At 67.8% G+C, this 21,689-nt stretch carries 20 protein-coding genes; 8 read left to right on the forward strand and 12 right to left on the reverse strand.

Annotation, left to right across the window (positions count from 1 at the left end; genetic code table 11):
* The coding region (locus tag CR470_RS40605) for a peptidase (RefSeq protein ID WP_257138781.1) at positions 1–1,002 on the reverse strand (1,002 nt) is incomplete at its 3' end.
* Between the two features lie 114 nt (positions 1,003–1,116).
* On the reverse strand, positions 1,117–2,304 hold the full coding sequence (locus tag CR470_RS18390) for an ROK family transcriptional regulator (protein WP_097868670.1): 1,188 nt from the start codon (positions 2,302–2,304) through the stop codon (positions 1,117–1,119).
* A gap of 73 nt (positions 2,305–2,377) precedes the next feature.
* Between CR470_RS18390 and CR470_RS18395 the strand changes: the two genes are divergently transcribed.
* Positions 2,378–3,517: a Gfo/Idh/MocA family oxidoreductase gene (locus CR470_RS18395; protein WP_097868671.1), complete on the forward strand. Its 1,140-nt coding sequence runs from the start codon at positions 2,378–2,380 to the stop codon at positions 3,515–3,517.
* Positions 3,514–3,993: a heme-degrading domain-containing protein gene (locus CR470_RS18400; RefSeq protein ID WP_097868672.1), complete on the forward strand. Its 480-nt coding sequence runs from the start codon at positions 3,514–3,516 to the stop codon at positions 3,991–3,993. The genes CR470_RS18395 and CR470_RS18400 overlap by 4 nt, the downstream gene beginning before the upstream one ends.
* Positions 3,994–4,228: 235 nt before the next feature.
* On the opposite strand, the gene CR470_RS18405 is transcribed toward CR470_RS18400, so the two are convergent.
* The 4 genes from CR470_RS18405 to CR470_RS18420 form a co-directional block, all read right to left on the reverse strand.
* Entirely contained in the window at positions 4,229–5,089 is an 861-nt protein-coding gene (locus tag CR470_RS18405) for a fumarylacetoacetate hydrolase family protein (RefSeq protein WP_050359716.1), read from the reverse strand.
* A 160-nt stretch (positions 5,090–5,249) separates the two neighbouring features.
* A complete protein-coding gene (locus tag CR470_RS18410) occupies positions 5,250–6,020 on the reverse strand; it encodes a YidC/Oxa1 family membrane protein insertase (protein WP_097868673.1) in 771 nt (256 codons plus the stop codon).
* A 167-nt stretch (positions 6,021–6,187) separates the two neighbouring features.
* Positions 6,188–6,520 carry a DUF6412 domain-containing protein gene (locus tag CR470_RS18415; protein WP_097868688.1) on the reverse strand — a complete coding sequence of 111 codons (333 nt, stop codon included), beginning with the start codon at positions 6,518–6,520 and terminating at the stop codon, positions 6,188–6,190.
* 220 nt (positions 6,521–6,740) lie between these two features.
* Complete coding sequence (locus tag CR470_RS18420; RefSeq protein ID WP_097868674.1) at positions 6,741–7,508, reverse strand: class E sortase; 768 nt, start codon at positions 7,506–7,508, stop codon at positions 6,741–6,743.
* A 307-nt stretch (positions 7,509–7,815) separates the two neighbouring features.
* Between CR470_RS18420 and CR470_RS18425 the strand changes: the two genes are divergently transcribed.
* Together CR470_RS18425 and CR470_RS18430 are read left to right on the forward strand one after the other, a co-directional pair.
* A complete protein-coding gene (locus tag CR470_RS18425; RefSeq protein ID WP_097868675.1) occupies positions 7,816–8,823 on the forward strand; it encodes an SEC-C domain-containing protein in 1,008 nt (335 codons plus the stop codon).
* Positions 8,824–8,965: 142 nt separating this feature from the next.
* On the forward strand, positions 8,966–12,103 hold the full coding sequence (locus tag CR470_RS18430) for a DUF3427 domain-containing protein (protein ID WP_097868676.1): 3,138 nt from the start codon (positions 8,966–8,968) through the stop codon (positions 12,101–12,103).
* A 25-nt stretch (positions 12,104–12,128) separates the two neighbouring features.
* On the opposite strand, the gene CR470_RS41330 is transcribed toward CR470_RS18430, so the two are convergent.
* The 3 genes from CR470_RS41330 to CR470_RS18440 all read right to left on the reverse strand — a co-directional run bounded on the left by CR470_RS41330 (position 12,129) and on the right by CR470_RS18440 (position 14,686).
* Positions 12,129–12,416, reverse strand: coding sequence for an HNH endonuclease (locus CR470_RS41330; RefSeq protein ID WP_373561426.1), 288 nt, complete (start codon positions 12,414–12,416; stop codon positions 12,129–12,131).
* Positions 12,301–13,173 carry a YDG/SRA domain-containing protein gene (locus CR470_RS41335; RefSeq protein ID WP_097868677.1) on the reverse strand — a complete coding sequence of 291 codons (873 nt, stop codon included), beginning with the start codon at positions 13,171–13,173 and terminating at the stop codon, positions 12,301–12,303. Before CR470_RS41335 ends, CR470_RS41330 begins: the two co-directional genes overlap by 116 nt.
* Before the next feature lie 145 nt (positions 13,174–13,318).
* Entirely contained in the window at positions 13,319–14,686 is a 1,368-nt protein-coding gene (locus CR470_RS18440; protein WP_097868678.1) for a hypothetical protein, read from the reverse strand.
* Between the two features lie 797 nt (positions 14,687–15,483).
* Here CR470_RS18440 and CR470_RS18445 point away from each other — a divergent pair.
* The 3 genes from CR470_RS18445 to CR470_RS18455 all read left to right on the forward strand — a co-directional run bounded on the left by CR470_RS18445 (position 15,484) and on the right by CR470_RS18455 (position 17,209).
* Positions 15,484–15,726 carry a DUF397 domain-containing protein gene (locus tag CR470_RS18445; protein ID WP_097868679.1) on the forward strand — a complete coding sequence of 81 codons (243 nt, stop codon included), beginning with the start codon at positions 15,484–15,486 and terminating at the stop codon, positions 15,724–15,726.
* 178 nt (positions 15,727–15,904) lie between these two features.
* A complete protein-coding gene (locus CR470_RS18450) occupies positions 15,905–16,267 on the forward strand; it encodes a hypothetical protein (protein ID WP_257138783.1) in 363 nt (120 codons plus the stop codon).
* A gap of 225 nt (positions 16,268–16,492) precedes the next feature.
* On the forward strand, positions 16,493–17,209 hold the full coding sequence (locus CR470_RS18455; RefSeq protein WP_257138785.1) for a cupin domain-containing protein: 717 nt from the start codon (positions 16,493–16,495) through the stop codon (positions 17,207–17,209).
* 85 nt (positions 17,210–17,294) lie between these two features.
* Here CR470_RS18455 and CR470_RS18460 read toward each other — a convergent pair whose 3' ends face one another.
* The 3 genes from CR470_RS18460 to CR470_RS18470 form a co-directional block, all read right to left on the reverse strand.
* Complete coding sequence (locus CR470_RS18460) at positions 17,295–17,828, reverse strand: hypothetical protein (RefSeq protein ID WP_257138786.1); 534 nt, start codon at positions 17,826–17,828, stop codon at positions 17,295–17,297.
* 103 nt (positions 17,829–17,931) lie between these two features.
* On the reverse strand, positions 17,932–19,737 hold the full coding sequence (locus CR470_RS18465) for an alpha/beta hydrolase (protein ID WP_097868681.1): 1,806 nt from the start codon (positions 19,735–19,737) through the stop codon (positions 17,932–17,934).
* 8 nt (positions 19,738–19,745) lie between these two features.
* On the reverse strand, positions 19,746–20,141 hold the full coding sequence (locus tag CR470_RS18470; protein ID WP_097868690.1) for a hypothetical protein: 396 nt from the start codon (positions 20,139–20,141) through the stop codon (positions 19,746–19,748).
* Between the two features lie 401 nt (positions 20,142–20,542).
* On the opposite strand from CR470_RS18470, the gene CR470_RS18475 reads away from it, so the two are divergent.
* Entirely contained in the window at positions 20,543–21,412 is an 870-nt protein-coding gene (locus CR470_RS18475) for an endonuclease/exonuclease/phosphatase family protein (RefSeq protein WP_257138788.1), read from the forward strand.
* Positions 21,413–21,689 lie beyond the last annotated feature (277 nt).

The following is a 21,689-nucleotide window of genomic DNA, read 5'->3' on the forward strand; positions in this document are numbered from 1 at the left end:
GCCCGGGTCCGTGCGGGTGCCTTCACCCGGGTCCGTGCGGGTGCCGTCACCCGGGTCCGTGCGGGTGCCGTCACCCGGGTCCGTGCGGGTGCCGTCACCCGGGTCGGTGCGTGCCGGATCAGGACGTTCCGGCCGAGGGCTTTCCGGCTGCGGGGACTCCGACCGGGGGTGCTCGGACCGGGGGCGCTCGGACGGAGAGTCCGGTTCGCGGATGCCGCCCGTGGCGCCGTCCACGATGACGAAGGGGTAGTCCTCGGACTCCCCCACCCATTCGCCGTCCTCGCGCCCGCCACCCTTGGCCTTGTCCTGGTGGCGGCGCTGGACGACGGCGGCGTGGGCGGTGACCGGGCCGGGGGCGGTGTCGGAGGTGAAGGCCATCCGGACGCGTACGGAGACGGTTTCACCGGCGGGAACGGTGAAACCGAGGAACCCCTCGCCGGAGCCGTCGGTCTCGGTTCCGGTGCCGCTCGACGTCCCCGCCTCGCCCGCTTCCCCGCCGTCCTCCTTGCCCTCCTCCGTGCCCTCCTTCTTGCCTGCCTCGCCCCTATCGCCGCCGAAGACGCCGATCTGCTCGTCGCGGTCGGTGCTCTCCCAGGTGACCCGGTGTTCGATCTCCGGGCGGCCGGGCTCGGAGAACTCCAGCTGGATCTGGTCCGACGTCAGCCTGCGGTCGCGGTCGGCGAGGACGAGAACCGGATGCAGGGCCCGGCAGGACGTGTCGGTGGTGTTGGTGAGGTCGAGGAACCAGGTGCCGTAGCCGCCGCCGGAGGCGTACCTGTCCGGGGCATCCTGGATCCGGGTCTCGATGGGGAAGTCCTTGGCGTCCGGGTCACCGCAGACGGGTTGCCGGTCGGCGGCTAAGGAGGCGGCTGCGGACGCGGCCGGCAGGGCGGCGGCCTGCGGGCCGCCCAGGAGCGCGGCGGGCACCGTGATCCCGGCGGCCAGCCCGAGGGCGGCGAGCGCACGGGCGTCACGCAGCCGTGCGCAGGAGGTGGGGGGCATGGGGGTCACCCTTCACTGCTCGCGACGACCGGAGCGGGGCCTCCGGCGGTGGCCTCCGACGCAAGCACGCGCGCGCGGACTCAGAGAGTCGACATGCCGACTTGATTCATATGATCACCCGACTGTCCCACCTCGCTCTCCACGTTGCGTCCCACCTCGCTCTCCACCTTGTTCTTCACCGTGCTCCCCGCCCCGCTCCCCCACCCGCCCGAACACCGGCGCGAGCACCAGTTGCGCCGCGCCCTCCGCGACCGGCCGGTCGCCGCCCCGGGCGACCGTGACGGTCACGCCCGCGCCCGCCCCGCCCCGCGCGGCCCGCTCCTCGATCACGGCCCGGACGCCCCGCACGTACGCGTCCTCGTCGGCGGCCACCGTCCTGCCGCCCAGGACCACCCGGTCGATGCCGAGCAGGCCGACCAGGTTCGCCGCGCCCGTTCCCAGGACCCGGGCGGCCTCCCCCCGGTCGCCGCGCGCCTCGGCGGCCAGGCACAGCGCCTCGATGCAGCCGCGTCCGCCGCAGCCGCAGAGCGGGCCGTCCAACTGGAGCGTCTGGTGGCCGAATTCGCCCGCGCCCGTCCGCGCGCCCCGGTGCACCTCGCCGCCGAGGACCAGGCCCGCGCCGAGCCCCGTACCGAGGTGGAGGTAGGCGAAGTCGCCGCGCGGTTCGTCGAGCGACAGGGCCAGGGCGAGGGCGGCGGCGTTGGTGTCCTTGTCCAGCACCACCGGCAGCCCGGTCCGCTCGGCCAGGGCCGCGCGCAGCGGGTACCCGTCCCACTGCGGGAATCCGGTGACCCGGCGCAGCACGCCGTCCCGGTGGTCCAGCGGACCGGGCACGGCGACGCCGACACCGAGCACCCGCTTGTGCGGTTCGGCGGCGGACAGGTCCCGTACGGCGTCCGCCGCGTCCGCGAGGACCCGGTCCGCCGGAGCGCCGAGGTCGAGCGGCGCGCGGGTGACCGCGACCGGCCGGCCCGCGAGGTCGACCAGGACGGCGGTGAGCCCGTCGCGGTCCAGGTGCAGCCCGACGGCGAACTGCGCGTCGGGGACCAGCCGCAGCACGGTACGCGGTTTGCCGCCGGTGGAGGGGCGCAGGCCCGCGCCGACGGCGAGACCGTCCTCCCGCAGCCGGGCGGTGATCTTGCTGACGGCCTGCGGGGTGAGGCCGGTGCGCTCGGCGAGCTCCAGCCGGCTGATGCCCTCCGCCCCGGCGGCCCGCAGCAGGTCGAGGACCAGCGTGGCGTTGTGGTGGCGCAACGCCGGCAGGTTGACCCCGGCCTGGGTCTTCGTCCGGCTCCCGTTCACGGTTCACTCCTCTTCACCACCCCATTGTGCCGGTCGCTTGCACTTTGGCAACAGCGTTGCTTAAGTGGATCGCATGACCTCCAACGCCCCCAACGCCTCCGACGCGCCCCTCCGCGTCGCCCTCGTCGGCTACGGCCTGGCCGGCTCCGTCTTCCACGCCCCGCTGGTTACCGCGACCGACGGACTGGTCCTCGACACGGTCGTCACGGCGAACGAGGAGCGCCGGGCCGAGGCCCTCGCCGCGTTCCCCGGCGTCCGCCTCGCCGCCTCGCCGGAGGAGCTGTGGGAGCGCGCCGACGAGCTGGACCTCGTCGTGATCGCCACTCCGAACAGGACGCACGTCCCGCTGGCGACGGCCGCGCTGAAGGCCGGGCTGCCGGTGGTCGTGGACAAGCCGGTCGCCGGGACCGCCGCCGAGGCGCGCGAGCTGGCGGCCCTCGCCGAGGAGCGCGGGCTGCTGCTCTCCGTCTTCCAGAACCGCCGCTGGGACAACGACTTCCGCACCCTGGCCGGGCTGATCGCCGAGGGCGAGCTGGGCGAGGTACAGCGTTTCGAGTCCCGGTTCGAGCGCTGGCGGCCGCAGCCGAAGGGCGGCTGGCGCGAGTCGGGTGACCCGGAGGAGATCGGCGGTCTGCTGTACGACCTGGGCAGCCACGTCGTCGACCAGGCACTGATGCTGTTCGGCCCGGCGGTCCAGGTGTACGCCGAGTCCGACGTGCGGCGGCCGGGCGCGGCGGCGGACGACGACACGTTCCTCGCGATCACCCACGCCAACGGGGTCCGCTCGCATCTGTACGTCAGCGCCACCACGGCCCAGCTCGGCCCGCGCTTCCGGGTGCTGGGCTCGAAGGCGGGCTATGTGAAGTACGGCCTGGACCCGCAGGAGGCGGCCCTGCGCGAGGGCCTGCGCCCGGTGGCCGGTGAGCCGTGGGGCGAGGAGGCGGAGGAGCTGTGGGGCCGCCTCGGCTCCGGCGAGTCCCCGCTGACCGGCGGCGGCACCCCGGTCCGTACGCTGCCCGGCGACTACCCCGCGTACTACGCCGCCGTCGCCGCCGCCGTACACGGCGCCGGCGACAACCCGGTCACCGCGCTCCAGGCCGCCGCCGCGCTGGACGTCCTGGAGGCCGCCCGCCGTTCGGCCCGCGAAGGCGTCTCCGTCACCCTCCTCCCCCACCACGACGAGGACCAGCAGGCGAAGGAGCAGCGCGCATGAGCACCGCCTCCCCCACCATCTCCGAGCTGATCGCCCAGGAGCGCCGGCTCACCCTCGCGCACTTCTCGTACGACGACGCGTTCGCGCTCGGCAGCCTGCTGGTCGCGCTGGCCCGGGAGCGGCACGCACCGGTCGCGATCGACATCCGGCGCGGCGCGCAGCAGCTCTTCCACGCGGCGCTGCCCGGCTCCAGCGCGGACAACGACGCCTGGATCGACCGCAAGCGCAAGGTCGTCGAGCGGTACGGCGAGAGCTCGTATCTGGTGGGCACCCGGTTCCGGGCGAAGGGCACCACGTTCGAGGAGTCCTCGCGCCTGGACCCGGACACGTACGCGGCACACGGCGGTTCGTTCCCCATCGCGGTGGAGGGTGCGGGCGTGATCGGCACGGTCACGGTGTCCGGGCTGCCGCAGGCCGAGGACCACGCGATGGTGGTCGAGGCGCTGGAGCGGTTCGCGGCGACGCCGGGAGGCTGAGCGGGGCCGGTACGGGACCGGAGCGCCGTCACCGTACGGGACCGGAGCGCCGTCACCGTACAGGGACCGGGCGCCGTCACCGGACGCGTGAGGGCGCCCCGTCTGCGCGCCCCGCCTGCGCGGCGCCCCGCCTGCACGTCCTGGTACGTGTGACGGCGGCGCCCCGGCCGCTCCGGCTCGGGAGGTCCGGTTCCTCCGGCCCGGGGGCTCCGGCCCCTCCCGCCCGGGAGAGGGCCTACGCCCCCTTCAGCTCCTGCCGCTGCCGGCCGAGCCCCTCCACCTCCAGCTCCACCACATCGCCCGCCCTCAGGTACGGCTTCGGCTCGGGCTGCCCCATCGCGACCCCGGCGGGCGTACCGGTGTTGATCACGTCGCCCGGGTAGAGCGTCATGAAGTGGCTGAGGTAGCGGACGACCTCGCCGACCGGGAAGATCTGCTCGGCCGTGGTGCCGTTCTGCTTCAGCTCGCCGTTGACCCAGAGCCGCAGCGGCAGGGCCTGCGGGTCGGGCACCTCGTCGGCGGTGACCAGCCAGGGGCCCAGCGGGTTGAACGTCTCGCAGTTCTTGCCCTTGTCCCAGGTGCCGCCGCGCTCGATCTGGAACTCGCGCTCCGAGACGTCGTGCGCCGTCGCGTACCCGGCGACGTGGGCGAGGCCCTCCTCGGCCGTCTCCAGGTAGCGGGCGGTGCGCCCGATGACGACGGCCAGCTCGACCTCCCAGTCGGTCTTCCGGCTGCCGCGCGGCACCAGGACCGTGTCGTCGGGTCCGACGACGGTGTCGGGCGCCTTGAAGAACAGGATCGGCTCCGCCGGGATCTCCGCACCCGTCTCGGCGGCGTGGTCGTGGTAGTTCAGCCCGATGCACACGATCTTGCCGATGCGTCCCAGGGGCGGGCCGGTCCGCAGCCCCGTCGCGTCCAGGGCGGGCAGCACGCCGGGCGCCTCGGCGGCCGCCCGTACCCGGGCGAGCGCGGAGGCGTCGGCGAGCAGCTCGCCGTCGATGTCGGGGACGATCCCCGACAGATCACGCAGAGTCCCGTCGCGGTCGAGAAGTGCGGGGCGCTCGGCGCCCGCCGTACCGACTCGAAGCAGCTTCAACGGTCCAACTCCTCTTGGTCGAGGTGGTGGCCCTCCGGCGGGTTGCGGCCGACGGAGGACTTGGCTGATCGTCCAAGAGAAGCGATCACTCCGCAAGACCTCGTTCACACACTGGACCGGCCTGCTCGTTCACGCACCGCACCGGGTGGGGGCGGGCCGATTACGGCGCCGTGGCCATGGCGCCGTCGGCGACCGGCATGTCCCGGTACAGCCAGGCCCGCTCGACGGCGGTCCAGGTGGTCGTGGTGACCACGTAGAGGGCGGCGGCCAGCGGGACGACGGCCACGGTGATCAGGGTGAAGAAGGACAGCAGCGGCATCACCTTCGTCATCGCGCCCATCCCGGGCACGGCCTGTCCGTCCGGGCCCGCGGCGGGCGCCATCGGGTTGGCGGCCAGCTGCCGCTTGGTGCGTCCGTAGCTGAACGTGGCGACGGCGGCGACGATCGCGAAGAGCCCCAGATAGACCCAGCCCTGACCGCCGAACACGCCGCCCTGCGCGAGCGCGTCGTGCCAGCGCCCGCCGAGCGGTGCGCCGAGCAGGTCGTGGCTGAGCAGCGCGTTGGGCTCGCCGCCGATGGAGCTGCTGGAGAACAGGTGGTAGAGCAGGAAGAACGCGGGCATCTGGAGCAGGCTCGGCAGGCAGCCGGAGAGCGGCGACACCTTCTCGGCGGCGTGCAGCTCCATGATCGCCTTCTGCATCCGCTCCGGGTTCCTGCCGTGCTTCTTGCGGAGTTCGGCGATCTGCGGCTGGAGCCGGCTGCGGGCCTTCTGTCCGCGTGCGGCGGCCCGCGACAGGGGGTGGACGGCCAGCCGGACGAGCGCGGTGAACAGGACGATCGCGGCGGCGGTGGACGCGGTCTGGAAGAACGGCTGGAGCAGGTCGGCGAGGGAGCCGACCAGGCTCGCGAAAGCGGACATGAAGGCGGACATGGGTGAGCCCTCCGGGGGTCTCGTCGTGCCGGGAGGTACCTGCGAGGAGGTACGGGGTGATCACTCGGCATGACGACCGGCGCGGGGCGCACCGCCCGTACGGGACGCACGTACGCCCGAGGCACACGAGGCGCGAGAGGTACGTACGGGAAGACGTGCGGGGTTCGCTACGCGGCGGCCGTCAGGAGGGCGTGCCCGGGTGCCCGGGGTCGTGTGCGGCCCCGGGCGTCGGGGTCGCGTTGCGGGAGGAACGCGGTGCGCTGCTCCCGGTCCCTGATGGCCGTACGGACCCGGGTGCGGGGCACCGGGGACGCGCAGCGGGCGCTGATGACGGAGCAGGCGAGGAGTGCGGAGCCGGCGGCCGCGGTCGCGGCGAGCGCGACGGCCGCGGAGAGGCTGCCGCCCTCGGCGAGGAGGACCTCGGTGAGGAAGAGGACGAGGAGTCCGGCGGGCCGGAGCAGCCGGGCGAAGGCGCGGCGCAGAGCGTCGGCGTCCCTCACGGCATGCACCTCCCGTTCCGTCCTCGTACGGGGTCGTGCGGACTCGTACGGCCCCCGGTACTGCTCATGCGGACCGTTCGTCGATGCGCACGTCACTCCCTTCGTTATACATGATGACCGGATGTGCTCCGGGCGGGTTCGGACACGCTCCGGGCGGCTCGGGCGGCGGCGAAGGACGAACACCCCGAACACCCCGGGACCCTGCGCCCCCGGTCGCCGCTCACCGCGGGCGCATCGCGGTGAGCTTCCCCCAGACGACGAGCCGGTAGCGGGAGCTGAACTCGGGGGTGCAGGTGGTCAGGGTGAGGTAGTAGCCGGGCGCGCTGTACCCGACGGAGGTCGTGATGTTGCTGCGCGGCACGGGCGCGATGACCCCGCTGTCCGAAGGCGCGGTCCGCGCGAGCCGTTTGCCGACGGTGTACGTGAAGACGGCGTCCCGGGTCTCGACGGTGATCCGGTCACCGCTCCGGAGCCGGTCGATGCGCCGGAAGGGCTCGCCGTGGGTGTTGCGGTGCCCGGCGAGCGCGAAGTTCCCGGCCTGCCCGGCCTGCGCGGTGCGGGTGTAGTGCCCGACGTACCCCCGGTCGAGCACCCCGCCCTTGCTGGTGCCCTCGGCGACGGGGGCGGTGAGCCCGATCCGGGGGATGCGCAGCACGGCGTACGCCTGGTCCCAGCGGGGGGCGGGCCGGGGGCTGGCGGGGACGTCGGACGCCGCCGGGGCGGCCGGCGCGGCCTCGGCGCCTCGTCCGGTGGCCGAAGGACGGGGGCTCCCCTCCTCCGCCGCGTCGTCGACGACGGCCGGCTCGTCCCACTCCCGCAGCAGGCTCTGCACGGTACGCCCGGCCTCGGCGCGCGCCTCGCGGTTGGTCCACCACAGCTGGTGGGCGACGAGCAGCAGCAGCACGACACCGAGGGTCACGGCGAGCTCGGCCGACGCCCACAGCCCCCGGGCGAGGAGACGTGACGCACCGCCCCCGCGGCTTCGCACGACCGACCGGTTCCGGATCCCCCGCCCCCCTCCTCGCCCCCGCCCTCGTCCCGGTCCCCGTCCCCGTCCTCGTCCCCGTCCCCGTCCTCGCACAGCACCCCACTCCCGCAGCATCGACGTCCCCTCTCCCTCTCCCCCTTGCCTCGCTCTCCCCCGCCTCGGCTCCCCCTGCATCGGCGCGCACGGCGCCGTACGGGCATCGGCGCGCACGGTAGGGGCAAACCTCACAACTCTCCAGACTTCTCTCCCTTCTCCATCCCCCGCCCTCTCCTCCACACCGCCGCCGTCCGGCAGTACCGTGTGGTCCATGCGCCCCGACACGCCTGCCGACCACACCACCGAAGCCGAGCGTCTGCTCCGCACCGCGGCGCAGTACCCCGAGGACCACGAACCGCTGATCCTCCAGGCCGCGGCCCACCTGGAACTCGCGGGCGACCGCGCCCGCGCGAGCACGCTCTACGACGACCTGCTCGGGGCCCCCGAGGCCACCGTCGACAACCCGCACCTGATCAAGTCCCTGAAGGCGGCCAACCTCTGGGAGTACGGCCACGAGGCCGAGGCCCGGGCGATCATCGACGGCATCCGCACCGCGGGCCCGCTGGACGCGGCACCGTGGCAGGTGGCCGCGGAGACCCTGGAGGCGCACGACGAACTGGAGTCGGCGCACGACTTCCTCTCGACCGCGCTGAACCTGCTGCTGGCCCCCGGCGAGGAGGTCCCGTACGCCGTCCAGTCCCTGCTGACCGGCCGCCACCGGGTGCGCCGGCTGATGGGCCTGGACCACGACGCCTGGGACGAGCTGGCGGGCGAGCTGCACACGGCCCCGGTCCCCCTGGACGAACTCCACGACCCCAAGCGCCTGTGGTCGCTGGGCTCCTCGGACCCGGTCGAGCTGAAGGCCGAGATCACCCGCCTCCGCGCGGAGCTGGGCACCTACCGCACGGCCCTCTCCCGCCCGTTCCCGGTCGCCGTCCTGCACTGGCCCGAGGACGAGCTGCGCGAACTGCTCACCGCGTACCCGGCGTTGACCGACGAGTACGTGGACCGCGCCACACACCTGGACCGCCTGGAGACCGCGCTCCGGGACCTCCACGCGACGGGCACCCCGAACCTGGGCATCGTCACGGGCACGGTCCCCTCGTACGAGGCGTTCGCCGCCTCCGAGGCCGCGTCCCCGGCCGACCCGGGCCTCCTCCCCCAGTACGCCACCACCCTCGCCGCCCGGGGCCGCGCCGTCCCCTGGCCCCCGTCCCGCACGGCCGCCTGCTGGTGCGGCAGCGGGGAGGCCTACGGGCGGTGCCACGGGGTCGGATGACTCCTAACGCCACCCTCGTCGAGGCCGCCAGCCGCACTTCGTGGCTGGCGGCCTCGGCAGCTTCTGCGGTCATCGCTCGGGCTGACAGACCCCCTTGATACAACTGCACATGCAGACGCAACGAGACAAGGGGAACTCGGCCATGCCCAACAACATTTCGGACGACGCACCAGTTGCTGGGCTGTACGAATCGCTCATCACGCATCGGCTCGCCGAGCGGATGAAGCAACTCGACACCACGGGCTGGCGCCCCATCGATGCCGCGGTCGGCCAGGAATCAGCACCCCATGTACTCGCTCGTCACATCGGCGCCACCGTGCGGCAGGTCTTCCAAGGACTCTCCCCAGCCGAGCAAGTGATTGCCGCCAATCACATCCTGGAATCACTCAGGACGATCGAAGGTGCTAAGGAGTGGGTCGATCTCGTCGTTGAGGGACCGCGACAGCTGCTCTCTGTTGCGGAACAGGAGGCACCGGGCGTATACGCCATACGCCCGGCGACTCCGTTGTCCGAAACAGCACTCATCACGAATTCTCCCGAGGATCCCAGTCTCGGCTTCGAACTGCGCGCCGAGCTAGCTACCGCTGATCGAGTCGATCTCCTCTGTGCGTTCGTCAAGTGGCACGGCCTTCGCGTCCTCGAAAAATCCCTAACGTCTGCGCGCCAGCGCGGTATCCCCATCCGTGTACTCACGACGACCTACATTGGTGCTACCGAACGGCGTGCCCTAGACCGCCTCGTACGAGACTTCAATGCCGAGGTGAAAGTCAACTACGAACTGCGCTCCACCCGTCTTCACGCCAAGGCATGGCTTTTCCGGCGTTTCAGCGGTTTCGACACGGCATACGTCGGCAGCTCCAACCTGTCCAAGGCAGCGCTCCTCGATGGACTCGAATGGAACGTCCGCCTATCCTCCATCGCAACGCCCTCGGTGATCCGCAAGTTCGAGGCGACCTTCGATGCCTACTGGAGTGAGCCCGCCTTCGAGTCATACGATCCCGACACGGACGCACAGCGACTCGATGACGCCTTGTCTCAGGCAGGCAACAGCACCCGTTCCAGCGACCGGAGCATCACGCTATCCGGCCTCGAAGTTCGCCCGTTTCCGCACCAGCGGGACATGCTGGAACGACTGCAAGTAGAGCGCACCGTGCATGACCGGCACCGGAACCTCCTTGTCGCCGCCACGGGGACCGGCAAGACCGTTATGGCGGCACTGGACTACAAGCACCTACGTCAGTCGCTCGGCCATGATCCTCGCCTACTCTTCGTGGCTCATCGCAAAGAGATCCTTGAACAGTCTTTGCGCGTCTACCAGAACGTCCTCGTCGATGCGAACTTCGGCGAGCTGCTCTTCGCTGACGAGAACCCCGACCGCTGGGCCCATGTGTTCGCCAGCGTCCAGTCACTCACTTCACAAGTACTGAGTCGGTTCGCCCCCGATCACTTCGACGTGATCGTCATCGACGAGTTCCATCACGGCACATCACCCACGTACCGCAAAATCTTGGACCACTTCAGGCCACACGAACTCCTCGGCCTCACAGCCACTCCGGAACGCATGGATGGTCTGAACATCCAAGATGAGTTCTTCGACGGGCGGATCGCCGCCGAAATGCGACTCTGGGAAGCTCTAGAGAACGACCTTCTCAGCCCATTTCACTACTTTGGGATAACCGACAACACAGACATGAGCGCCATCGCATGGAAGCGCGGTGGCTACGATCCAACAGCTCTAAGCAATCTCTTCACCGGAAATGACGCCCGCGCACGACTCGTTGTGCAGGCGGTGAAGGATAAGGTCACAGACCCGGGCTCCATGAAGGCTCTAGGGTTTTGCGTATCCGTCGCACATGCCAGCTTCATGGCTGACTTCTTCCGACGTGCAGGACTCAATGCGGTAGCGCTCTCCGGCGAAACTCCGCGCCACGAACGCAAAGCAGCCCTCGATGACTTGCGAACCGGAAATCTACAAGTTATCTTTTCCGTGGACCTCTTCAATGAGGGGCTCGACATTCCCGACGTTGACACCTTGCTACTCCTCCGCCCTACCTCAAGTGCCACAGTCTTCTTGCAGCAGTTGGGACGCGGGCTACGGCGCACCGAAGACAAGGCGGTCCTTACCGTCCTGGACTTCATCGGTCAGCATCGTAAGGAATTCCGCTTCGAGGAGCAGTTTCGAGCTCTGACCAACCTGACCCGCAACCGCCTGCTCAGCAATGTCGAGCAGGATTTTCCTCAACTTCCTTCCGGTTGCCAGATCATCCTTGAATCGAAGGCTAAGGATCTGATCATTGACAACATCCGCGCACAGATCGCAGTCAACGTAACGCAGTTGGCGCGGGAGGTGGCTGCCTACGCACAGCAGCAGCTTGGGGACTTCCTTCGGGAGAGTGGCCGGGAGCTCAAGGAGCTGTACCGAGGCAATGGAAATTCTTGGACCGGCCTGTTGCGCCGGTCCAAGCTCATCGAACCGACGAGCCCTGAAGGGGAGCCGGAGCTCCTGAAACGGATTTCGGCGTTCCTTCACGTCGATGACCCACTGCGCGTTGCTGCATACTGCAAGCTCCTGGCCGGCGACGCTCCTACCTACGACAATCTCAGTGAGCAGGAACAGGGATACGCCCGCATGTTCTTCTTCTCCCTCTGGCCACTAGGAGGGGGCTTCGCGAGCTACCAAGCGGGCTTGGACACACTCCGCCCCCAGCAAGCGTTCCGTGACGAGCTACGCCAGGTGCTTACTCACGTCCTGGAGCAAGCTGACCATGTACCAGTCCCGCTTCTCGGTATGCATGCCAGCATCCCACTGACTGTGCATGCCTCGTATAGTCGCGAAGAGATCCTCCCTGCACTGGGCCAGGCTGCCGTGGACGGGTTCAAACCTGGCCACTTCCGCGAGGGCGTGAAATGGTGCGAAGGCATCCGAACCGACGCCTTGTTCGTCACTCTAAAAAAGGATGAGAAAGACTTCTCACCCGAGACCCGATACAAGGACTACGCCCTCAATGATTCCTTGTTCCACTGGGAGTCACAGAACCAAACGTCGGAAACCTCTCCTACTGGAGTTCGATATCAGACACACAGAGAGAAGGGAACCCACGTCCTCCTCTTCGTGCGCCGATATAAGAAGACGGATATTGGCGGACCTCAGCCCTGGATGCTATTGGGACCCGCCGAATATGTTAAGCATGAGGGCAGCAATCCCATGGCCGTCGAGTGGAAAATTCTCCACCAGATCCCTGCTGACGTTTTGACGTACTCCGCAATCGCCGCAGGCTAGAAGAGTCGGATAGATCGACAGTAGATCATGAAGCTTCGCCTTCATCGAAGATATTCCAGAACCGTCGATGCGCACGGATGAAACGTTCCTGCACTCGATGATCACTCACCATACGAAGCGGCACAACCCTCTGCCCAAATCCGGTCGCGAAGCGATCCACGGCCTGGAAATCGTCGGTGAGGTAGAGGGCTCCACGGTCAAGCTTCACGTGACAGTTGGGACACAGACAGAGAACGTTGCCGTCGACGTCTGGGCCCCCCCTGAGGGCCACCGAGGGCATGAATATGTGCCCCTTCGGCATAATTCGTCCCATTCGAATTTATCCGTAGCGGAGTTCGGCAAACCTGACAAGTGTAGTCGTGCAAACGCTTTACACGCTGGGTTACAGCAGATTTTCGAACGATGCGTTCTACAGACATGGAACGCCTGCGAACGACCTCGTCGCTTGTCTCCTCATCGCCGTCGACGCCTTGCGCGCGACCATGAAGGAGGTCGCGGATTTGCTGCTCAAAGGAGGTAGGGTCCTGCCACTCGTCACCCAAACGACGCAACACGAAGCGGCAAATCTTGAATCCCGACCTGCCTGTCTCGGACCAATCATCGACCACCATATACAGGCCATCGTACCGATATCCACTCACTGGAGAATATGCGCGCTCACCGGCACTACCTCTGATGACTCGGACGAAATTTCCCTTGACTCGACTTCGTCGAAGGCTTGAGTTTCCCTTATTATCCCACGTCTGATCGGATGTTTGCTTGGTGGAGTTTCTAGTCTTTCCTCCAGCGCCCGTGTAGATGACTTCCTGCCAATTATCTACGTCATCTTCATACCCCTTATTGAGCACAATAGCGTCGGCAGCTCGCTCGCCGTCGTCGTCACGCCCCCACGAGATGCCAGCTTCGTTCTCTTTGTGCAATTTGGCCGCTTTGACCTCCTCCCTCGACTCGTAGGCGGTGCCGGGAGGCACATCGTTCACATGTCCGAAGACAGCTCGGTAGGCAAGCATGAAGACATGTTGCCGACCTGAGGGAATGCAGACAGAGCCGTGTGCCGCGAGATAGAGCATCTGGCTCAATTTGTTCGAACATCGACCTGATTCGAACGTTATGACCTGTCTCCAGTACAGCGCAGTCAGGCGCCGCCAGCCCAAGGCCCACGAGCCTCCATCTCTGTGCCCAGCGTGGGGCGATCGCTCTTCAGGCGGCCAAGACCTACCCCTTCACCCCTGCCACCTGCCGCGACCGCTCCTGGAGCTCACGTGCAGCCCGGACCTTGCCGTACGGCGCAATGCGCCTACGCAAGGTCGCGAAGTGCTCGTCGCCTCGCGCCGAGGAAAGCCCCACGTAGTCGTCGAGGAATGTGCCCCACGTGGTGCAGGCCTCCTCGATGTGGCCGAACTCGAACTGCCGCTGGGCCATGACCGCGTTGGCGTGGAGTCGCCCCTGCCTCTCCTGCTTGGGCTGCGCACGGAGCGATGTCTTCAAGGCTGCGATGGACCCTGGCAGATCACGTGTCTCGTACAGAACGTGGGCCACGTGGAATTGGTAGGCGGCCTGGTCATAGCCTCCGATCGACTCCCGCCTGGAATCGGCCTTGGAGAGCGCGGACTCCGCCTCGCGCAACCTCTCAAAGGCCGCGCGGCGGTCCCCGACCATCGAGGAGGCGTGGGCCTGCTGTCCGCGGAGGAAGGCCACCAAGCGTGGTCCGGCATCCGGTGCCGCCTCAGCTGCCGAGTCCGCAAGCTCCAGGGCCCTCCGGCCGTACCGCAGATTGGATGCCTGGAGGCTCATGCCGCGCAAGGTTCGGCAGTACGTCACGTGGTCGGATGCTTCCCGTGCTAGGCGCAACGCCTTCACGTAATACTGCTGGCCAAGGCCATGAGCCCGCTCGTACATGGCCATCCAGCCGGTGAGGTACGTCAGGTCAGACGCGGCGGAGAGCATGTCACATCGGACCGTTCCGGTAGCGGAAGCACGCAGGTACGGCGCAACGGTGTTGACGAGGAACGCGGCAGCCATGGGACGAGCATGTCCGGCGCCGAGCTCATCGAGAATGTCCGCAATGCGATCCGTCATCGTGCGGACAGTCGCCACCTCTGCTTCACCGATGCGCCCGGTCGGCCGCACCGAGCGTTCCCGTTCCTTGGCGTAGGCCTCTCCTGCGAAGAGCGGGACGGCAAGGGCAGCCGAGTACAGGCCTGCTGCGAGAACTCCGCGCCGCGAGGGGTCCATGTCAGCCCTTCCGAGATCCAAGAGGGAGTCAGCAGTGTTTACGGAGTCCGCTGCCAGGCTCTTCGGCGAGCGCAGCCCTGCTTCGGCATAGGTCACCGGGCGGCCGAGCTTCCGTTCGAGCACTTCGATGATCACCGGCCGGACCTGCGCTCGCGGCTGGGTCCCGCTCAGCCAGTGCGAAACGGCGGACTGGTCGTACTTCAAGGCCAGGCCCGCTTCTCCGGCTGTGCGATTCACGGCGTTCGCGAGCTGCGTCCGGGACCATACAGCCTGTTCAAGAAGGTTCTCAAGGCCTGAGTTGCGGTCGCTCCTAGGTGCCACGGGCACACCAACTCCCCGGAAATTCATGGCTTTCACGGTTACGCCTGTATCCAACGGTACCGGGATGAGCACGGCACGCAGTTACCTCTACACAGAACGCGATCAAAAGCGGCCATGAACGGAGATGCCTAGTGACCGACGTGATGAAGACCTACAGCGCCGCAAGCGCGGGCCACCCCAGGGCGGCAGACGCAGGTGAGGAGGCGGACACGGAGCACGAGGTGCGGCGCGTACTCGCCTTCCGGCTCGGTACCACCACCCGCGCGGAACTCAACGACGCCGCGGATTCCTTGCGCGGCCGGGCTGTAGCCCTCACTGGCGCTCTGTCAGTCGGAGCGCGAAGTTGGAGTGGAACTGACCGTGGCTACCTCCTGGAGGTCATCCACCTCCTCGACAACTCTCCAGCTCCGGAAGCCCTGTCGCATGAGGTCCACTCCCACGTCCGAGCGCTGGCCCGGGTTCTCCGGAGGCTCACCGCGATGAACGACGCCGACGATGCAGGGACGGCAATCTCGTCCCGACCGCCCCTTCCTGTAAAGCCCGTTCCGGGTCGAGGGCGAGGCGCGGGGCAGTGAGCGAGCGGGTTCGGCAGATCGGATACGTCGTCTGCCTTGCCGCCATCGGCTCGTCGATCATCGCGGCGGCGTGGTCAGGCAGGTAGGCAGGACATCCCTGCGTTCGCCGCAGTTCTGAACAGCACACGCCGTCAGGCCCACAGACTCCCGCCCGGCTGTCTCCATGGACGGTCGGCAGCCGGGCGGGTGCACGAGCAGAACGGTGCGGAGACCGAATCTCCGCGACATCAGCACCGGAAGGACTTCCCCATGAACGGAAATCTCTACGCCCTGGCGACCCCCTCAGCCGATGCCTTCGCCGACTTCTGCGGCGGCAACGCCGGCGGCTCCAATGAGACCTGCGTGAGCCTCGCTGCCATCCCCGGCGCGGAGGCCTCTTTCGTCATCCGCGACAGCAAGCCCGAGGGGGCGGGCAAGGAACTGCGCTTCACGGAGGCCGAGCTCGACGACTTCGCCGCCGGGTGGGTCAGGACGAGGGGCCTGACGCTCTAACCTGGCCCTCCTTCCTGAGCGCGAAGCACCACGTAGTGGGCCGGACCGGACAGGCTCCGGGCCGGCCCGTCTCTCCTAGCGAAGGGCGCAGATGACCTGGTCAGGGCACTGGCACGGATACGGTCCGTGGACCGGCAGCAGAGACGCGTACGGTCAGGAGGCACTACGCCGTCCGGGTGTGGAACTGAACGCCGAGCAGACTCGGGCCTTCGTCGCCTCGACGCTGCCGCCCCTCATGACCGGGCATTGGCTCATGCGGCAGAACCAGACGGCTGTGGACCGCACCTGGACCCGTGTGGTCGGCGCCGTCACGTGGCTGAAGAGCACGTACGAGGCGAATCCTCCTGCGGAGAGGGACGACGGCGGCCGCGCCTATGTCACCCTCGAACACAAGATCGCGCACGCGATGGACTCCCTTCCCCGAGGGGTCGACGTCTGCTGGGTGCACTACACCAAGTCCCAGAGCCTGATCTCCTTCTCGGTGGTGTGCTGCCTCAGCCACCACCACCCCGGCCTCCCGTGCCCCCTCCCGCCCGCCTGACCTTCCTACCCCTTCGGTGACGTGAAGCGAGGACGCCATCCGTGTCACTCAACCTCCTACTGCCCGAGCCGGGCGTGACAGCGCTCCTGACCTCCTGGCCGGACGAGCCATACGTGTACGAACGCGAGGCCTGCGAGCTCGACCGCGTGATCAACCCGGAGAGCATCGACCATTACCTGGACACCGGGTGCGTGCCCGCCGACGAGATCGCCGTCGTGAGCAGAGGTGCCGTGCTGCATCCGGACCGCCATCGAACGGCCGGCCGGACCCGACCCAGCGAAGCTGCGGAGTCTCTACGAGGATGGCCATACGATCCGGCTCGGCAACCTCCAGCGGGTCGTCCCTTTCCTGGCGGATGTCTCCCGCGGCATTCAGCAGGAGACCGGCTACAGCAACTACCTGCATGCCTTCGTAACCCCACCCGGCTGCCAGGGCCTGCTCCACCACTGGGACCAACAGATGGCCGTCATCGTGCAGATCGCGGGCATCAAGCGGTGGCAGCTCTGGCGCCCGATGTTTCCCTCCCCGATGCGTGCGTACCAGGAATCCTTCCGTGTCTGGGACCCAAGCTTCATCCCACAGTGGGCGGCCACAGGCCCCGACCTGGAGGTCGATCTCCGGCCAGGTCAGTCCCTGCTCTTGCCGAGAGGGTGGGTACACAACCCTCATGTGCTCGACGCGCAGGCCCGCAGCATCCACCTGACGTTCGCGATCCGGGAGCGCACGCCGCTCTGGGTCGCGGAGAAACTCGTCGGTGGTGTGATCGAAAGGGAGGCCTTTCGACGCATCATTCTTCCCGGCGAGATCACTGGACAGCACCTACCCCAACGTGTGCGGGACGTCCGTCAGGCCCTGATCGAGCACTTGACTGGCCTCGATGTGGACGACTTCGCACGGTTCCTGGTTCGAGCCGCCGTATCGGAGAAGGAATACACCACTTGAGCCACTGAAAGGGGAGCGACCGACCCGGGCGGCGTGATCGGCAGCACGAGCTGCCTCACGCCGCTCCGGTGTCACTGCGGCATCCTCAGAACCGGTCGACCTTCTCGCCGTCCGGGACCTGATAGCAGCCGGACACAACCATCAGGTTCAGGCTTGGCGTCTTACCCTTCGCGAAGTGGGTGATCTTGACGCTGTGCCTTTTCTTGTCGTTGTCGGCTGTGAGCTGCATGCTCTTGTTCTTGCTCGTGTTGGGCCCGTACTCGACGACCTTCCAGCCGTGCTTCGGGAGTTCCTCCTTGAGCCGGCCCATCACGCCATCAAGTTGGTCGGCCGATGCCGGAGTGAAGCTCCACGGGTGGAAAATCTGAAAGTATTTGTCCGGGTCCTTGCTGCCGCACTCCGTGACGCCCGCTCCGCTGTTGGACGCCTCTCCCTTAATTCCGATGAGATCGTAGAGCTCACTGGAAACCTTCTTGGTCGTTTCAACAGCCTCCCTCGACGTGCTGGTTCCAGCGGAGGGGAGGGAGTTGGAGTCCTTGGCATCATCCATGCTGCATCCAGTGAGAGTTGTAAGAGTGATGGATCCGAACAGCGCCAGTGCGCCCAGTCTCGTCTTCACGTCGAAGAACCTCGGTGAGTCGGACCGGATCGCAAGCCGGTCATTTCGGTTGAGTGACGGGGAGCCACACGTTCGATTGCCTCTTCAGGAACGCCGGACATCGCTACCGCCCCCTTGAGTGTGCCGGGGGAACTGGCTTCAACTCGACTTCATCACCGCGGCCAGCCACAACCATGCCTTGATTCCACAGACTTTCCGTTCCCTCTTTCCAGTAATCGCTGTGTCCATTTGTGTCCGTGGTCATCTGGTTGGCGCCGAAGATCGGGTCGCTGGGGATGACCCAGGCACCGTCCCAGTCGGTCCCACCGTGCCCGAATCGCCCGATGTCCGGAACCACATCCCAGTCGGCCTCCTGGTTCCAGACGCGTCCCTCGGGAACATCCAACTGCTCGGCTTTGCTCACTTGGACTCCGGGGCTGCCTGCGAGGATCACGTCGTCCACGTTCAACTCGCCCTGCCGAGCTGCGGACCCGATCAGCGTTGTCCCGTACGAATGGCCAATGGCGGTGCGGTGCGGGTCCGACTCGGCGGTACGCGAGGCATCCAAGCCGTCGAGGAAGCGGTTGTAAGCGGGGGCGCCGTCATTCGCGTAATGACTGAACGGGGAGTCCTTCACGATGCTCTGCGGCGCGTCGTAGCCGAGCCAAGTGATCGTGGAAACGGATTCATTTCCAGGCGCACCATCTGCTGCGCGCCACACGTTGACCATGCGGTTGATGTCACCATCGATGCCACCCAGGTTCGACGTCGTACCCGGCACATAGACCGCCTGGTGATCAGCTGTGTCCGGGTTGCCGTTCGCAACGATTGCTCTGCCGTTGCCTTCCGTGCTGAATCCCAGCAGGTACGCCTCCGGCAGGCCTTCCTCGCCCGTCTTGTCGAACCGCGCCTGAATGCTCTTCATGCCTTCATTCGACTTGGTGAGCTCCGCGTGCCGCTCACCGTGCTTCTCGTTCCACTTGGTCCAGCTGTCGTTCTGGATGACAGCTGGGTACGTTCCATTGGGGTTGGGCGAATACCTCGGCGGCTCTGGAATCTTGGCGAGCTCCAGCTCCACATGACCCCTGGTCTGCGCCAGCACCATACGGTTCGCCTCGTCGCGAGTCACGGCCGGAAGACCGTCCAGCGCCCCGACCGAAGCGGCGTTCAAGGTGAGGTGAGCCGACTGCTCGTCCGCGCTGAGGCCCTTCCACCAGGCCGCGTTGTCCTTCGGGGTGCCATCCTTCGGGGGCTCCGGCAGGGAGTCAAGATAGGCCTTGCCCGCCTCGCGGACTCCGCCCGTGTCCGACTGGGCGTCCGCCCAGTCCCGGTGGGAGACCTTCAAGTCGTCGTCGGCCTTCAGCGCACGCAGCTTCGGCGCCCACTTCGTATCCGCGTCCGTGGCCTCTTCCAGAGCGTCGGCGATCCGGTTCGCGTACGCCATCGCCCTGCCGTAGTACGGGTTCGGGTGGATGTTCATCGCCTGGCGCTCCAGCGCGTCGGACGTCGGGCTGCCCCCCGCGCTCCCGGTCACCGTGCCGCCGTCCGCCGTCTTCTCATCGCCGGGCTTCCTGCCCGCCGGATACGAGACGGAGCCGTTCGCGTTCACCGTGCAGCCGTCGGCCCGGGCGTCCTCCATGGCCGCTTCCAGCTTGCGCTTGGCCACCGCGATGTCGAAGGCGAAGCCGTTCAACGCGGTGCTCACCAGGCCGCACTCGGTCTGCGTGTAGTGGAAGTTCTTCGAAAGGCTCTTGAGTTCCTCGACCGCTGCCTTCGCCGCGTCGCCCTCCAGCTGGTTGCGGAGTTCCACACTGATCCGGTTGTCGATCGCGTCCTTGGCCTCGGAGGCCATGTCACCGGTTGTCCGATAGCCGTCCGCGGCCTCTTCGTACTCCGACGGCTTGAAGGCTTTGAGCGTCGCAAGGTCCATGACCGGACTCACTTCTCCTTCGCCTGGCCGCCGACGGCCTCGGTGTCCCCGTATTTCACCTTGAGCTTCTCCAGCTCTGCCTTGGCCTCCTCGTCGGACTTCGACAGATCGTGGCCCGCTCCTCGCAGAAGCCCACCCAACGCTTCACAGCGGCTGCTCACATCGCTCACGTACTTCTTCCAGGAGGCGTAGAGCTCCTTCTGTGCCGCCGCGCTCTGCGACCCGGTGGTGTCCCCCAGGCCCGTCTGACCGTCGGCCAGCTTCGCCAGCGCCTTGCCGACGCCGTCCTTGAGTCCGGTGACTCCCTCGCCGGCCTTCACCCACGTCTTCCTGTTCGACTTCAGATCGCCCGAAGTCGCGCCGCCCGTGGATCCGCCCTCCGCCGGGGCCTGGTTCAGCTGCATGTGCGCCGACCCGTTCACCGCGACGTCAGCTTTGATTTGCTCCCATTCGTCCCACGCCACCGTAAAACTTCTCCCCGCTGTCCCCGATATCCCCGTTTCCCGCGGTCCCGTTCCCGGGCGCCTCGGGTTGAGCCGACATGATCTCCGGCTTCCGTGGGCCGAATCAAATGCGGACCTGGTCTCCTGTTCCCTGTTCCAGATCGTGATGGGAGGTCGGAACCCTGTGCGCCCGGTCACTCGTCCTGTAAGCGGGACCAAGCGGACGGGAAGACATGGTGGAGCAGGCAGACCCTGGTAGGGCCCCTCGTGCGGCGTCGGTAGCGGAGCGGGAAGTTCCCGGCGCGGGCGGCGGCCGGCGGGGGCGGGTGGTCGCCGGGCTTGCCGTGGTGCTGGCCGGGGGGATGGCGTTTCACCGGGGTGTGCCCAACGCGGTCGGGCGGGTGGGGAGTCTGCTGGAGTCCTTCCTGCCGTGGGCCGGCGTGGTCGTCGTTCTGTTGCTGGTGCTCGCTCTGGTGCGGCGGTCCGCCGTTGCCCTGGTGGCGGTGCTGCTGCCTGTGGGCGTCTGGGTGCACCTCTTCGGTGGGTTGCTCCTGCCCGGGGCGGAAGGCGGCGGGCGGGAGCTCGTCGTCGTGCAGCACAACGTCAGCGACGAGAACCGTGATCCGGCGGCGACCGCCCGGGCGCTGATCGAGGCCGGGGGCGATCTCGTCGCGCTGGAGGAGCTGGTGGTTCCGCAGCTGTCCGTGTACGAGAAGGCTCTCGCCGCCGACTATCCGCATCACGTCGTCCGGGGCACCGTCGGGCTCTGGTCCAAGTACCCGTTGAGCGGGGAGCGGGTAGTCGACATCAAGCCCCCTGGCATCGCTGAAGGGTGGAGCCGTGGCGTGCGTGCCGTCGTCGATTCGCCGTACGGGGACGTCGCGGCGTACGTCGCCCATCTGCCCTCCGTCCGGGTCGGCACGGGTGGGCTCGCGTCCGAACGGAGAGACGCCAGTGCCAAGTTGCTCGGGCGTGCCATCGCCGCCGAGAGCATCGATACGGTGATTCTGCTCGGGGATCTCAACGGGACCGTGGAGGACCGGGGGCTGGCGCCTCTCACCTCACGCCTGGCCGTGGCCGAGCGCGGCTTCGCCTTCAGCTTCCCCGCCTCCCTCCCGCTGGCCCGGATCGATCAGGTCCTGGCCCGCTCCGCCACCGTCGACCACATCCGCACTCTGCCCGCCACCGGCAGCGACCATCTGCCCGTCGCCGCCCGCGTCGTCCTGGGGTAAGTGCGCGGCTCGGAGCGCGTCGGCCCTCCGTACCGCCTCGACGCGTTGCCTCCAGGTCATGTTTTCGGGGAAGTCGTACGTGTCCGTGTCGACCATCCAGCTCGCGTACGCCGCCGCCCTGCGGCAGTCCACGCACAGCGTCTCGTCGCCCAGCGGGCGGAAGACGTGCTCCTCCCCCTCGCCCGCGCAGGCGATCAGCTCCCTGACGGGCGGTGGGGGTGGCGGAGCGGACAGCGGGGTCACCGGGCATTTCTGGATCAGACGGTGGCGCAGGAAG

The sequence above is a fragment of the Streptomyces sp. rh34 genome, assembly GCF_002551245.1.
Classification (GTDB): domain Bacteria; phylum Actinomycetota; class Actinomycetes; order Streptomycetales; family Streptomycetaceae; genus Streptomyces.